The organism is Actinokineospora sp. NPDC051303, assembly GCF_055586285.1.
In genome coordinates, this window is sequence record NZ_JBVJIN010000018.1 from 45,649 (window position 1) to 57,492 (window position 11,844).

Below are 11,844 nucleotides of genomic sequence, written 5' to 3' on the forward strand. Positions count from 1 at the left end.
CCCGAGAGTTCCGGCTAGCGCCCGTAGCGGGCAGGGGCCGCGCGCAGCCGCGCGGCCAGGTCCTCCGGGACGACGTCGTTGATCCACACCGCCATTCCGGACTCCGAACCGGCCAGGTACTTCAGCTTGTCCGCGGTTCTGAGTATGGAGAAGACTTGGAGGTGCAGCCACGTGAGATCGCGCCCGCCGCGCACCGGCGCCTGGTGCCAGGCCGAAATGTAAGGCAGCTCACGGTCGTGGAGGCCGTCGAGGCGGCCGAGCACCCGCAGGTAGAGCGTGGCGAAATCGTCGCGTTCCTCGGCGGTCAGCGCGGGCAGATCGGGCACCTGCCGGTGCGGCACCAGGCGCACCTCGACGGGCCAGCGGGCGGCGGCTGGCACGAACGCGGTCCAGTGCTCGGACTCGGCGACCACGCGGCCGCCGTGGGCACGTTCCTCGGCGAGCACGTCGCCCATCACCGGCCTGCCGTGCTCGCGCAGGTAGTCGGCGGCGGCGCTGAGCATCCGCTCCGTGGACGGTGTGACGAACGGATAGCCGTAGACCTGGCCGTGCGGGTGGCTCAGGGTCACGCCGATCTCGTCGCCCCGGTTCTCGAACGGGAAGACCTGCTCGACGCCGGGTAGCGCGCTCAACGCGGCCGTGCGGTCGGCCCACACGTCCACGACCGTGCGCACCCGGGCGGGGCTGAGCGCCCCGAAGGAGGTGGTGTGGTCGGCGGTGAAGCAGACGACCTCGCACCGGCCGACTCCCGGCGCGCGCGGCGTCAGTCCGGGCTCGGCCTCGCCTACCGCGTGCTGGGAAAGCGACGGGAACCGGTTCTCGAAGACGACCACGTCGTAGTCGGACTCTGGGATCTCGGTAGGTCTGTCCGGCGTCGACGGGCACAGCGGGCAGAGGTCGGCGGGTGGCTTGTAGGTGCGGGTTTGTCGGTGCGCGGCCAGCACTACCCATTCGCCGGTAAGCGGGTCTCGGCGGATTTGGGAGGCGGTCTCGTTGCGCGGCAGGTCGCGGAGGTCGGCCGCGGTCCGCTCGGGCGTGCCGGGCGTGTCGTCGAAGTAGAGAATCTCGCGGCCGTCGGCGAGGGTCCCTACCGTGCGCCTCACGCCTCGCCCTCCGCGGCGGGATAGGCGTCCGGATAGGACTCGGAGTAGTCGGCGCCGACGTCGGCGATGATCACGTCATCGATCCGCGCCTCCAGGATTTCCCGGGCGTCCGGGGGCAGGCCGTCGTCGGTGACCAGCACGTCGGCCTCGTCCAGGGCGGCGATGGTGGAGATGCCGACGACGCCCCACTTGGTGTGGTCGGCGAGCACCACGAGCCTGCGGCCCGCCTCGACCAGGGCGCGGTCGGTCTCGCTCTCGTTGATGTTGGGCGTGGTGAACCCGGCGCCGTTCGCCATGCCGTGCACGCCGAGGAACACCATGTCGAGGTGCAGTGAGCGCAGGGTCTGCACGGCGACCGGGCCTACCAGCGCGTCGGAAGGCGTGCGCACGCCGCCGGTCAGCACCACCGTGCGGTCGGTTCTGCCGCCGCTGCGCAGGACGTCGGCGACGCGGATCGAGTTGGTGACCACGGTCAGTTCCGGCACGTCCTCAAGGAACCGGGCGAAGGTCCAGGTGGTGGTGCCCGCCGAGATGCCGATCGCGGTGCCGGGGCGGATCAGGCTGGCCGCGCGCGCGGAGACGGCTTCCTTCTGCGGCAGGGCGCGCACGGACTTGGCCTCGAAGCCGGGCTCGTGGGTGCTGCGGCCGACGACCGAGGTGGCGCCGCCGTAGACCTTCTCCAAAAGGCCGCGTTTGGCCAGCACGTCGAGGTCGCGGCGGATGGTCATGTCCGACACGCCGAGCCGCGCGACGAGAGCGTGCACTTGGACCGCTCCGGTGCGGCGGATTTCAGCCAGGATGACTTCCTGCCGTTGACGTGCGAGCACAACACAATTCTACGCACTCGAACGGGGGATTCTGTTGCGGTTGTGGGTCAGCCTGGGCGTCCGGGCAGTCGCATCGCCATCAGCGCCCCGCCGTCGGCCGACCGGCTGGCGTAGACCGAGCCGCCGTGCCGTTCGGCGGCCTGCTTGACGATGGCCAGGCCGAGGCCGGAACCGGGCAGCGTGCGGGCTTCCTCCGAGCGGTAGAACCGGTCGAACACGTGCGGCAGGTCGGCGTCGCTGATGCCCGGTCCGGCGTCGGCGACCTGGAGAAACGCGTATCCGTCGCCCGCTGGTTGCAGCTCGACGCGCACGGTGCCGCCGGGCGGGCTGAACTTCACCGCGTTGTCGAGCAGGTTGAGCACGGCCCGTTCCAGCGACGCGGCGTGGCCGACCAGGTGCCACGGCTGGAGGGTGACGTCGAAGTGCACGCCGGTGGCCCGCCGCCGCGCGCGGTCGAGCGCCTGCTCGACCACCTCGACCAGTTCGACGTGCTCCTGCACGGCGGGCGCGGCGTCTTCCCTGGCCAGCTCCACCAGGTCGCCGATGAGCTGGGTCAGCTCGTCCAGTTGGGCGCGCAGGTCGTCTTGGATCTCTTCGCGGTCCTGCGCGGAGAGGGTGGGCGCGCCGGGGGCCTCGGAGGCGAGCAGCAGCTCCAGGTTGGTGCGCAGCGAGGTCAGCGGCGTGCGCAGCTCGTGGCCCGCGTCGGCCACGAGTCTGCGTTGTCGCTCTTGAGACTCGGCCACCGCGCCGAGCATGGTGTTGAAGCTGTGCGTGAGCCGGGACAGCTCGTCGTCGCCTGCCACCGGAATCGGCCGAAGATCACCCGTCCGGGTTACTCGTTCGGTGGCGGCGGTGAGCCGTTGCACCGGTCTGAGGCTGCCGCGGGCGACGGCGGTGCCCGCGAGGGCGGCGACGATGATGCCCGAGCCGCCGATGACGATCAGCACCACGGCGAGCTTGGCCAGCGTGCTCTTGGTCGACTCCAGCGGCTGCGCCAAGACGAGCGCGGTATCGGATAAGAAGGGGTAGTTGCGGGCTAAGACCCGGGTGTCGGTGGCCTGGTCGGTGCGGAACGACTCGGGGCGGACCCCGGCCGCCACCTTCAGCTCGTCGGCCCCGATCGGCGGTCGCACGACCGGGCGGTTGAACGCCGACTGGCCGCGCTGGTTGATCACGTCGAACTTGATGTCGGAGAGTTCGAGGAAGAAGCTCGGGATCTCCGTGCGGCTGGCGTCGATGACCTGGGTGTTGTTGACCAGCGCGTTGGCGCGTTCGACCAGGTTGTCGTCCACCTGCTGGTACAGCCCCCGGTAGACGGTGATGTACGCGCCCAGGGACACGAGCGCGACCGCGCCGCCTACGCACATCGCGGCCAAGAGGGTGATGCGGGAGCGGAGGGAGAACCGCTGGGGGACCCCGGGCGCGGGCGCCCCCCGGTCGAAACTCAGCGACATCAGGGTGGGGTCTCCCGCAGGACGTAGCCGACGCCGCGGACGGTGTGGATCAGCCGGGGCTCGCCGTCGCTCTCGGTCTTGCGACGCAGGTAGCCGACGTAGACCTCCAGCGCGTTGCCAGAGGTCGGGAAGTCGTAGCCCCAGACCTCTTCGAGGATGCGACCGCGGGTGAGGACCTGCTTGGGGTGCGACAGCAGCAGCTCCAGCAGGGCGAACTCGGTGCGGGTGAGGCTGATCGGCCGCTCGCCCCGGCGGACCTCGCGGGTGGCGGGGTCCATCTCCAGGTCGGCGAACCGCAGCAGCGCCGCCGCCTGCGTCCCCATCTGCTCGGGCTGCGCCCGCCGCAGCAGCGCGCGCAGCCGGGCCAGCAGCTCCTCCAGCGCGAACGGCTTGGGCAGGTAGTCGTCGGCCCCGGCGTCGAGCCCGGCCACCCGGTCGGAGACGAGGTCGCGCGCGGTGAGCACCAGGATCGGCAGGTCGTCGCCCACGCCGCGCAGCCGCCTGCACACCTCCAGCCCGTCGAGCCGGGGCATCATGACGTCCAACACCATCGCGTCGGGCCTGCTGGTCTGCTCGGCGCCGAGCACGGACTCCAGGGCCTGCTGGCCGTCGCTGGCGAGGTCTACCTGGTAGCCGTTGAACTGCAGCGACCGACGTAGTGACTCGCGCACGGCCCGATCGTCGTCGACTACGAGGATGCGCATGTCACTCAGTGTTCACTGCGCTGCTGAGATGCGCCTGAGAGGCCCCCGGGAGTTTGCGCTGGCAGACCAGTCACGGGCGCCGGTCAGAAAGTGTTGGACAGGCGGACGGAGTGAGGGGCTCCGGTAAGCGTGTCCAAGAGGGCGGCGGTAGGGCTACCGGAGAGCAGGCCCGCCCGGCGCAGAGAGAGCGCGGTAGTGGAACCAGCGAACCAGGGGCCCAGCGCTCGGGCGTGCAGCCGGACCGCGCCCGTGCCGCCGGGCTCGCAGAACACCGACGAGCCGTCGTGGCCCAGGCGCCAGCGGCCGGAGTTCCAGGGGGCCGTGGGGTCGGTGACGTCGATGTCGACGGTGAACGGCTCCGTGCGCGCCACGGCGGGCCAGCCGCGGGCGGCGACGGCGGCGGGCAGGTCCACGACGCGCAGCATGAACCGGTGGACCTCGGCGCCGCGGGTCAGCGCGCCGGGGACGATGTGGTCGAGCAGGGCCGCGTCGAAGACCCTGACCTCGGCGGCGGTGAGCTGGCCAGCCCAGCTCGCGAGTTGGCGCAGGAGCACGTGGGCGGCGTCGACGTCGTCGGCGACGAGGTCTTTGACGATCAGCCGGTCGCCGTCCGGCCGGTTCGCGGTGAGGTAGCCGCGCAGTCCGTCCGGGCCGGGGACGACGGTGACCAGGTCGGCGCCGAAGACCGTCGCGTGGTCGGAGCCCGGCTCCGCGCGGTCGAGCATCCCGTCAACGGAGGCCGCCGTGCGCAGGTAGCAAGCGTGCAGGTCGGGGAGGTCAGCGGGCGTCGCGGGGCGGACCGGGAGCGGGGCGCGCGGGGTCGCGGCCAGGTTGACCAGCGGCACTGTGGCCCACTCGACCGTGCCCGCGTGCTCCCAGCCGTGGCGGCGGTAGAGGGGCAGCACGTACGGGTAGAGCGCCGCGATGACCTGCCCGGCTTCGCGCATCACGCGCAGCGACTCGGACAGCAGGGCGCCCGCGACGCCCCGGCCGCGCGCATGCGGGTGAACCGCCACGCTTGCCACGCCGCCGGTAGGGACGGCGACGCCGCCGAAGAACTGCCGGTAATCCCAGACGCGCAAGAACCCGGCGGTTTCGCGATCCAGTTCGCCCACCAAGCCGCGCCAGCCGCCTGACAGGCCACGGGTAGAACTACCGAACACCAGGCGGCGTAGCCGGTCTATGTCTTCCCTGTCTTCATCGCGGTAAGCGCGGACAGTCACCACGTGAAGAAGCCTTGGCCGCTCTTGCGCCCCAGCTCGCCCCGGGCGACCTTGTCGCGCAGCAGCTGGGGCGGGGTGAAGCGAGGGCCGAGTTCGGCGGCGAGGTGGTCGGCGATGGACAGCCGGACGTCGAGGCCCACCAGGTCGGTCAGCCGCAGCGGTCCCATCGGCCAGCCGTAGCCCAGGCGCATCCCGGTGTCGATGTCCTCAGGCGACGCGACGCCCTCCTCGACCATCCGGATGGCCTCCAGGCCGACCGCGACGCCGAGCCGGGAGGTGGCGAACCCGGGCGAGTCGCGGACCTCGATCACGGTCTTGCCCAGCGCCTCCGCCCAGCCGCGCACCTGGGCGACGACCTGGGCGGACAGGCCCGCGTGGTGCACCAGTTCGACCAGCGTCTGGACCGGGACCGGGTTGAAGAAGTGCATCCCGATCACCCGCTCGCCGGGAAGCGCGGCGGCGAGCGCGCCGATCGACAGCGACGAGGTGTTCGACGCCAGCACCGCGTCCGGGCAGGCGTCGGCGGCCTCGGCGAGGACGGCCCGCTTGAGGTCGAGCTGCTCCGGCACGGCCTCGATGACCAGGGCGGTGTCGGCGGGCAGGTCCCCGAGCTTGTCGACGGTGCCGAGCCGGGCCGCGAGCGCGGCGGCGTCGGCGAGCTTGCCGCGCTCCTGCGCCTTGCGCAGCGACGCCGCGACGGCCTTAGCCCCGGCTTCAGCCCGCTCCGCGTCCGCCTCGGCCAGCACGACCTGGCTACCGGCGGCCAGGAAAACGTGCGCGATGCCCGCGCCCATCGTGCCGCCGCCGATCACCGCGACCGTGCCGGGAACTCCACTCACGCTTCGCCTCCGTTGTCGTCTCGCCCCCGACAGCTTCGGCGGCGACGCACGGCCCGGCAATGCGGGATGACTCACTGGCGCCGATCCGCCCGCGCCCGGCCGGGCACGATGGGGGCGTGCGGATCATCCTCCTGCGGCACGCGGAAAGCCTCGGCAACGTCGACGAGCTGGCCTACTGCCGCATCCCCGACCACGCGTTGCCGCTGACCGAGCGCGGGGAGGAGCAGGCGCGCGCGGAAGGCGCGCGCCTGCGTGGCCTGCTGGGCGGCGAGCCGGTCGCGGCTTACATCAGCCCGTATGTCCGCGCTATCCGGACCTTCGGTCTGCTCGGTCTAACCGTCGAGCGGCAAGTGCAAGAGCCCCGGCTACGCGAACAGGACTGGGGGAACCTGCAAGATCCGGTGGAGCAGCAGGTGCAGAAGCGGAAGCGGCACGAGTTCGGCCACTTCTTCTACCGGCTCGCGCACGGCGAGTCCGGCGCGGACGTGGACGACCGGGTGGCCAGTTTCCTCACCGAGCTGGAGCAGCGCGTCGAGAACGATCCCGGCCACCCGGACACCGCGCTGGTGGTGTCGCACGGGCTCACGATGCGGCTGTTGTGCAGGCGGATGTTCGGCTGGAGCATCGAGCTGTTCGAGTCGCTGTCGAACCCGCCGCACTGCGACCACCGCGTGCTCACCTACGCGGGCGGACGCTGGACGCTGGACCGCCCGTTTTCCCAGTGGCGGGAGTCGCCGGACGGCGCCACCCAGGTCCCTATTTAGCGAGGTCCAGATCCCCTCTTAAAGGAGACCGCGCCGGTAAGCCTCGACCAGCCGCCGGGGAACCATCAGCTTGCGGCCGTCGAGCGCGGTGACCGGGACGAGGTCGGGCACGGCGGCCTTCCACTGGGACCGGCGGTGGCGGGTGTTGCTGCGCGAGGTCTTGCGCTTCGGGACGGCCATCAGCGACCACCCCGCACGCGGTTGCCGTAGCGGCGGTTGAACTTCTCGACGCGGCCCGCGGTGTCCATGACCCGCTGGTTGCCGGTCCAGAACGGGTGCGAGTCGGCGGTGACGTCCACGACGATCAGCGGGTAGGTGTTGCCGTCCTCCCACTCGATCGTGTTTGCCGAGGTGGCGGTAGAGCGGGTGAGGAACGACTTACCGGTGGACTGGTCTTGGAAGACCACCGGGTGGTAGTCGGGGTGGATTCCGGGCTTCATGACTCTTCCTTTCGCGTGGTCGGAACGCCGAGGTCGGCGGTTTCGGCGCAGGGGTCGGCGTGCCAGGCGCCGAACGGGTCGGGGTAGTGCGGCCAGGCGTCCTCGTCGGCCATCTCGGCGTCGGTGAGCAGGGCCGAGCGCAGCGCGGCGACGATGTCCTGCGGGTCGGCCCGGTGGGCGATGACGACGAGTTCCTGCACGCGGTCGCCGAAGCGCGGGTCCCAGTCGAAGGCGGCCTTGGCGCGCCGGTCGGCGTCGGCCCGGTCCCAGGACTCGTCGTCCACCGCGGCCAGCCAGACGCCCGCGTGGCCGACGCGCAGGCCGCCGCCAGAGGACTCCAGCCACAGCGCCACGTCCGGCTGGCTGGCCACCCACACCCGGCCGCGGCTGCGCACGACCCCGTCGAGCAGCACGTCGATGGCGGCGTGCAGGCGCTCGGGGTGGAACGGGCGGCGGTCGCGGAACACAGTGAGGGTGACGCCGCAGTCCGCGTCGAGCGGGGGCTGGCCGCGCAAGAGGGGGCCGTGCGCGTCGGTGACCTCGCCGGGTCGGGCGTTTTCCGGGACCGCGGTAAGCAGCGCGTTCAGGTCGAGGTCGGGCTGTTTAAGAGTGTCGAGGTAAGTGCGGGGCGCGCCGGGGGTGAGGCGGTCGAGCACGGCGGCGGTGCGGGCGCTGAGCCAGGCGTCGGCGCGGCCGTCGAGCACCACAGCGTCGGCGAACTCCACCTGCCCGACCGCGACCTGGGCCAGAGTCCGGTCGTCCTCGGACGGCACGCCGGGGACGCTCTCGGCGAGCGGGACGTCACCGGTGGCCTCATCGAGCCAGGTGGGCTCGTCGACCACGGTGACGACGGCCTCGATGTCGGCGAGGTCGGTGATGGTGTGCTCGCCGACCAGCACGTGGTGCAGCGCCCAGCAGACCGGCTCCGGCTCGACCATGGGGTCGAGGTGCAGCACGACGCGGTCGATGGTCGGGGTGGCGATCAGCTTGCGCACCAGCGGCAGCAGGTCTTCGCGCAGCGTGCAGGAGACGCAGCCGTGGGCGAGGTCAAGCACGACGGTGGCGTCGCGCGCGCCGGTCCGCAGCCGCCTGCGGACCACGCCGTCGGCGACTTCGCGCAGGTCGTGGTGCACGACAGCGGTGCGCGGCCCGGCGAACCGGTCCGCGAGGGCCTCGGTGGCCGCCCGGCGCAGCCCTGAGGCGAGCACCAGCCGGACGCGCCGGTCGTTCGACACTGGCGACTCCTATCGACAACGATTTCCATCTGGTCGACCGTGACGCTACCCTGACCGGCGTCCATAATGAAAACGAGTCCCATATTCAGGGAGGTCGCGTGTCCGCGATCTGTCAGGTGACCGGGCGCCAACCCGGCTTCGGCAAGCAGGTGTCGCACTCCAACCGGCGCACGTCCCGCCGCTGGAACCCCAACGTGCAGCGGCGGCGCTACTGGCTGCCCTCGGAGAACCGGCACGTCACGCTGCGGGTGTCGGCCAAGGGGATCAAGACCATCGACAAGCGGGGGATCGAGGCCGTGGTGGCCCGACTCCGCGCGGAAGGGCAGCGCATCTGATGGCGCGCAACGAGATCCGGCCGATCATCAAGCTCCGCTCCACCGCGGGCACCGGATTCACCTATGTCACCCGGAAAAACCGCCGCAACGATCCGGACCGCCTGGTGCTGCGCAAGTTCGACCCCGTGGTCCGCCGCCACGTCGAGTTCAAGGAAGACCGCTGATGGCCAAGAAGTCCAAGATCGCAAAGAACGAGCAGCGCAAGGTGACAGTCGCCCGCTACGCCGAGCGCCGCGCCGCGCTCAAGGAGGCGGCGCGCTCGCCGAAATCCACCGAGGAACAGCGCGAGGCCGCCCGGATCGCGCTCCAGAAGCTCCCCCGCGACGCGAGTCCTGTTCGGATTCGCAACCGGGACTCGGTGGACGGCAGGCCCCGCGCTTACCTGCGCGCGTTTGGCCTGTCGCGGGTGCGCCTACGCGAGATGGCGCATCGCGGCGAGCTTCCCGGTGTCAGCAAGTCGAGCTGGTAGGAGAGACCGATGGCGAAACCAGAACGCCGCCCCGGCAAGAAGAAGCCGAACCCGCTGCTCGCGGCCGGAATCTCCACAGTGGACTGGAAAGACGCCCAGCTGCTGCGCAAGTTCATCTCCGACCGGGGCAAGATCCGCGCCCGGCGAGTGTCCGGACTGACGCCCCAGCAGCAGAAGCAGGTCGCGGTGGCGATCAAGAACGCCCGCGAGATGGCGCTGCTGCCCTACCCCGGCCCCGCCAAGTCATGACCGGCCGTGCTCGGGCGGTCGGCGAAGACCGCCCGAGCAGGCGAAACTCGATACTCCGATCGGGTCACGGCCCAGCTCCCTTGTAGCCTTGCCGCACTGTGTCGCAGGCCACGAACGCGCTTGTCAGCCGTTCGGCGAGGACAAGTCGAGGACGGTGTGGGGCAGGACGACCAAGCAGCCGCGACCGAGGCGCTGCGCGCCGACCGCGAAGTCCGGCTGCTGATCGACGCGGGCCGCCGAGACGAGGCTAACTCCCTGTTCGACCAGTTGCTGTCCAAAGTGCCCCCCGGGCTCGATCCCTGGGCCCGCGCGGCGATCCTGACCCGCCGCGCCGTCGCGGCCTGGCAGCTGCGGCGCATCCCGCTCGCCCTCGAACTCGCCGCAGAGGGCTGGAGCGACATCGACACAGAGCAGCCGCACGGCTCGTCCGCTGCCGACACATTAGGCAGATTGGGTTACCTGCTGGAGGGAATCGGTTACCGGCGCGCGTCGCTGGAGATAGGCCGGATCGCGGTAGACGTGGCCCGAACGGGTGACGATGTGGAGATTTTGGCGCACTCCTTGCAAGGTCTAGGCGGGACACTGAACTTCCGCGCGTGCGAGCAGCCCCCGGACGAGGCGGACGAGACCTTCCGCGAGGCCATTCCCCTGCTGGAGGAAGGGCTGAGCCTGGTCTCCTCGGGCCGGATGCACCTGGCCCTGCTCGCCGCGTACGGCGCGTCGCTGGCCGGGATCGGCGAACTCGACCGCGCCGAGCGCATCGCCCGCGAGACCTTGGACCTGGCCAAGCCGGAGGGCAACCGGTGGGCGGCCTCGGTCGGGCACTGGGTGCTGTCCACGATCCGCCGCAAGCAGGGCGCCCTGGCCGAGGCGATCGCCCACGGCCGGGCCGCGGTCGAGGACGCCGAGCGGACCAGCGACGTGTCGCTGTTGCAGCGCTACTCACAGGACCTCGCCGACATCTGTCGGGAGAGCGGAGACACCGCGGGAGAGGCGCACGCGCTGCGGCTCAACATCTCCGCCCGGCGGACCGCCATGGAGACCTTGCAAGAGGGCCTGGGGCAGGCGTTGGAGCAGCGCCGGTTGGCGATCCGCGCGCAACGGCTGGCGACGGCGGCGCAGGAGGCCGCGGCCCGCGACCCGCTGACTGGCTTGGCCAACCGCCTGGGCCTGGAGAGCACCGCCCCCGGCCTGCTCGCCCGCGCGGTCGCCGCGCACCGCGCCCCCTGGCTGGTCCTGATCGACGTCGACTGGTTCAAGGGCGTCAACGACGCGGCGGGCCACGCCGCCGGTGACGCCGCGCTGCGCGAGATCGCCCAACTCGTCCGCGCCGAATGCCGCGCCGACGACGTGATCGCCCGCTGGGCCGGAGACGAGTTCGTCGTCCTGCTTACCGACACCCCGGAAGACAACAACCCAGTAGGCATCACCGTCGCCGAACGCATCCGCGAAGCGGTAGACCGCCACGACTGGACAGCGGTACTCGGCACCACCCAACGCCCCACGGTAAGCATCGGCGTCGCCACCGGCCCCGGCACCCTCGACCGCCTCTTCGCCAACGCCGACGCCGCCCTCTACCGAGCCAAGCGCCGGGGCCGCAACCGGGTCGAGGTCCACGCCGCCGCTTAGGCGAGTGAGAGCCGGGGGGCGGTCGATCCGCTCAGCCGGGCAGCTTGCCGGACCGCAGAGCTGTCAGAAGTTGAGGCAGGTCCACCGCCAAGACAGGGCCGTGAGGGCTCTTGCTGTCCCGGACGGCCGCGAGGTCTTGGCGGACCTCCACACAGTTGCTACCGGTTTCCGACTTTGACGACTTACGCCACTTCATCGACGGGCCTCCGATCAACGGTGCAGCTTGCCCGACCGCACAGCGATCAGGAGCTGGGGCAGGTTCACGGTCAGCATGGGGCCGTGGCGGCTCTTGCTGTCCCGCACAGCGGTCAAGTCCCGGCGGACTTCCACGCAGGCGCCCGAGTCCGATTTTGACGACTTACGCCACTCCATCGACACGCCTCCGATCAACGGTGCAACTTGCCCGACCGCACAGCGGTCAGAAGTTGGGGCAGGTCCACCGCCAAGACAGGGCCATGGGGACTCTTGCTGTCCCGAACGGCCGCCAGATCCCGGCGAACCTCCACGCAGTTGACGCCCGCTTCCGACTTTGACGACTTACGCCATTCCATCGACGCGCCTCCGATCAACGGT

18 protein-coding genes are annotated in these 11,844 nt (G+C 71.1%); 6 read left to right on the forward strand and 12 right to left on the reverse strand.

All coding sequences use genetic code 11. The features are described 5' to 3' along the window. Nucleotides 1–14 precede the first annotated feature (14 nt). From galT to ACZ6SD_RS16100, 6 genes are all read right to left on the reverse strand, one after another. Nucleotides 15–1,103: a galactose-1-phosphate uridylyltransferase gene (gene galT, locus ACZ6SD_RS16075; protein ID WP_465317707.1), complete on the reverse strand. Its 1,089-nt coding sequence runs from the start codon at nt 1,101–1,103 to the stop codon at nt 15–17. Continuing rightward, on the reverse strand, nt 1,100–1,930 hold the full coding sequence (locus tag ACZ6SD_RS16080) for a DeoR/GlpR family DNA-binding transcription regulator (protein ID WP_465317708.1): 831 nt from the start codon (nt 1,928–1,930) through the stop codon (nt 1,100–1,102). The genes galT and ACZ6SD_RS16080 overlap by 4 nt, the downstream gene beginning before the upstream one ends. Before the next feature lie 47 nt (nt 1,931–1,977). Continuing rightward, nucleotides 1,978–3,384, reverse strand: a complete 1,407-nt coding sequence (locus tag ACZ6SD_RS16085) for a sensor histidine kinase (RefSeq protein WP_465317709.1) — start codon at nt 3,382–3,384, stop codon at nt 1,978–1,980. Further along, nucleotides 3,384–4,088: a response regulator transcription factor gene (locus tag ACZ6SD_RS16090; protein ID WP_465317710.1), complete on the reverse strand. Its 705-nt coding sequence runs from the start codon at nt 4,086–4,088 to the stop codon at nt 3,384–3,386. Before ACZ6SD_RS16090 ends, ACZ6SD_RS16085 begins: the two co-directional genes overlap by 1 nt. A gap of 83 nt (nt 4,089–4,171) precedes the next feature. After that, nucleotides 4,172–5,314 (reverse strand): GNAT family N-acetyltransferase, encoded by a 1,143-nt coding sequence (locus tag ACZ6SD_RS16095; protein ID WP_465317711.1) that lies wholly within the window; start codon nt 5,312–5,314, stop codon nt 4,172–4,174. Further along, on the reverse strand, nt 5,308–6,150 hold the full coding sequence (locus tag ACZ6SD_RS16100) for a 3-hydroxyacyl-CoA dehydrogenase family protein (protein WP_465317712.1): 843 nt from the start codon (nt 6,148–6,150) through the stop codon (nt 5,308–5,310). Before ACZ6SD_RS16100 ends, ACZ6SD_RS16095 begins: the two co-directional genes overlap by 7 nt. A gap of 116 nt (nt 6,151–6,266) precedes the next feature. Here ACZ6SD_RS16100 and ACZ6SD_RS16105 point away from each other — a divergent pair, with 116 nt between their 5' ends. Beyond that, entirely contained in the window at nt 6,267–6,914 is a 648-nt protein-coding gene (locus ACZ6SD_RS16105) for a histidine phosphatase family protein (RefSeq protein WP_465317713.1), read from the forward strand. Nucleotides 6,915–6,932: 18 nt separating this feature from the next. Here ACZ6SD_RS16105 and rpmF read toward each other — a convergent pair whose 3' ends face one another. From rpmF to mrf, 3 genes are read right to left on the reverse strand one after another with little or no spacing between them, the layout of a single operon-like run. Then, on the reverse strand, nt 6,933–7,094 hold the full coding sequence (rpmF, locus tag ACZ6SD_RS16110) for a 50S ribosomal protein L32 (RefSeq protein ID WP_091452998.1): 162 nt from the start codon (nt 7,092–7,094) through the stop codon (nt 6,933–6,935). After that, nucleotides 7,094–7,354, reverse strand: coding sequence for a type B 50S ribosomal protein L31 (locus ACZ6SD_RS16115; RefSeq protein WP_465317714.1), 261 nt, complete (start codon nt 7,352–7,354; stop codon nt 7,094–7,096). Before ACZ6SD_RS16115 ends, rpmF begins: the two co-directional genes overlap by 1 nt. Then, nucleotides 7,351–8,589: a ribosome hibernation factor-recruiting GTPase MRF gene (gene mrf, locus ACZ6SD_RS16120; RefSeq protein ID WP_465317715.1), complete on the reverse strand. Its 1,239-nt coding sequence runs from the start codon at nt 8,587–8,589 to the stop codon at nt 7,351–7,353. Before mrf ends, ACZ6SD_RS16115 begins: the two co-directional genes overlap by 4 nt. Before the next feature lie 98 nt (nt 8,590–8,687). Here mrf and rpmB point away from each other — a divergent pair, with 98 nt between their 5' ends. The 5 genes from rpmB (at nt 8,688) to ACZ6SD_RS16145 (ending at nt 11,271) form a co-directional block, all read left to right on the forward strand. Then, entirely contained in the window at nt 8,688–8,924 is a 237-nt protein-coding gene (gene rpmB, locus ACZ6SD_RS16125; protein ID WP_091452993.1) for a 50S ribosomal protein L28, read from the forward strand. Next, a complete protein-coding gene (gene rpmG, locus ACZ6SD_RS16130; protein WP_465317716.1) occupies nt 8,924–9,088 on the forward strand; it encodes a 50S ribosomal protein L33 in 165 nt (54 codons plus the stop codon). The genes rpmB and rpmG overlap by 1 nt, the downstream gene beginning before the upstream one ends. After that, nucleotides 9,088–9,393, forward strand: a complete 306-nt coding sequence (rpsN, locus tag ACZ6SD_RS16135; protein ID WP_465317717.1) for a 30S ribosomal protein S14 — start codon at nt 9,088–9,090, stop codon at nt 9,391–9,393. The genes rpmG and rpsN overlap by 1 nt, the downstream gene beginning before the upstream one ends. A 9-nt stretch (nt 9,394–9,402) precedes the next feature. Continuing rightward, nucleotides 9,403–9,642 (forward strand): 30S ribosomal protein S18, encoded by a 240-nt coding sequence (rpsR, locus tag ACZ6SD_RS16140; RefSeq protein ID WP_091452984.1) that lies wholly within the window; start codon nt 9,403–9,405, stop codon nt 9,640–9,642. A gap of 156 nt (nt 9,643–9,798) precedes the next feature. After that, nucleotides 9,799–11,271 carry a GGDEF domain-containing protein gene (locus ACZ6SD_RS16145; RefSeq protein ID WP_465317718.1) on the forward strand — a complete coding sequence of 491 codons (1,473 nt, stop codon included), beginning with the start codon at nt 9,799–9,801 and terminating at the stop codon, nt 11,269–11,271. Nucleotides 11,272–11,302: 31 nt separating this feature from the next. Here ACZ6SD_RS16145 and ACZ6SD_RS16150 read toward each other — a convergent pair whose 3' ends face one another. From ACZ6SD_RS16150 to ACZ6SD_RS16160, 3 genes are read right to left on the reverse strand one after another with little or no spacing between them, the layout of a single operon-like run. Next, nucleotides 11,303–11,467 carry a DUF397 domain-containing protein gene (locus ACZ6SD_RS16150; protein WP_465317719.1) on the reverse strand — a complete coding sequence of 55 codons (165 nt, stop codon included), beginning with the start codon at nt 11,465–11,467 and terminating at the stop codon, nt 11,303–11,305. 14 nt (nt 11,468–11,481) lie between these two features. Further along, complete coding sequence (locus ACZ6SD_RS16155) at nt 11,482–11,643, reverse strand: DUF397 domain-containing protein (protein ID WP_465317720.1); 162 nt, start codon at nt 11,641–11,643, stop codon at nt 11,482–11,484. A gap of 14 nt (nt 11,644–11,657) precedes the next feature. Continuing rightward, nucleotides 11,658–11,822, reverse strand: coding sequence for a DUF397 domain-containing protein (locus ACZ6SD_RS16160; protein ID WP_465317785.1), 165 nt, complete (start codon nt 11,820–11,822; stop codon nt 11,658–11,660). Nucleotides 11,823–11,844: the final 22 nt, after the last annotated feature.

Excerpts from the sequence above, each read along its gene's own strand:
- ACZ6SD_RS16155 (WP_465317720.1), bottom strand. The coding sequence starts at position 11,643 with ATGGAGTGGCGTAAGTCGTCAAAATCGGACTCGGGCGCCTGCGTGGAA.
- ACZ6SD_RS16085 (WP_465317709.1), bottom strand. The coding sequence starts at position 3,384 with ATGTCGCTGAGTTTCGACCGGGGGGCGCCCGCGCCCGGGGTCCCCCAG.
- ACZ6SD_RS16160 (WP_465317785.1), bottom strand. The coding sequence starts at position 11,822 with ATGGAATGGCGTAAGTCGTCAAAGTCGGAAGCGGGCGTCAACTGCGTG.
- rpsN (WP_465317717.1), top strand. The coding sequence starts at position 9,088 with ATGGCCAAGAAGTCCAAGATCGCAAAGAACGAGCAGCGCAAGGTGACA.
- ACZ6SD_RS16115 (WP_465317714.1), bottom strand. The coding sequence starts at position 7,354 with ATGAAGCCCGGAATCCACCCCGACTACCACCCGGTGGTCTTCCAAGAC.
- rpsR (WP_091452984.1), top strand. The coding sequence starts at position 9,403 with ATGGCGAAACCAGAACGCCGCCCCGGCAAGAAGAAGCCGAACCCGCTG.
- rpmG (WP_465317716.1), top strand. The coding sequence starts at position 8,924 with ATGGCGCGCAACGAGATCCGGCCGATCATCAAGCTCCGCTCCACCGCG.
- rpmF (WP_091452998.1), bottom strand. The coding sequence starts at position 7,094 with ATGGCCGTCCCGAAGCGCAAGACCTCGCGCAGCAACACCCGCCACCGC.
- ACZ6SD_RS16150 (WP_465317719.1), bottom strand. The coding sequence starts at position 11,467 with ATGAAGTGGCGTAAGTCGTCAAAGTCGGAAACCGGTAGCAACTGTGTG.
- ACZ6SD_RS16090 (WP_465317710.1), bottom strand. The coding sequence starts at position 4,088 with ATGCGCATCCTCGTAGTCGACGACGATCGGGCCGTGCGCGAGTCACTA.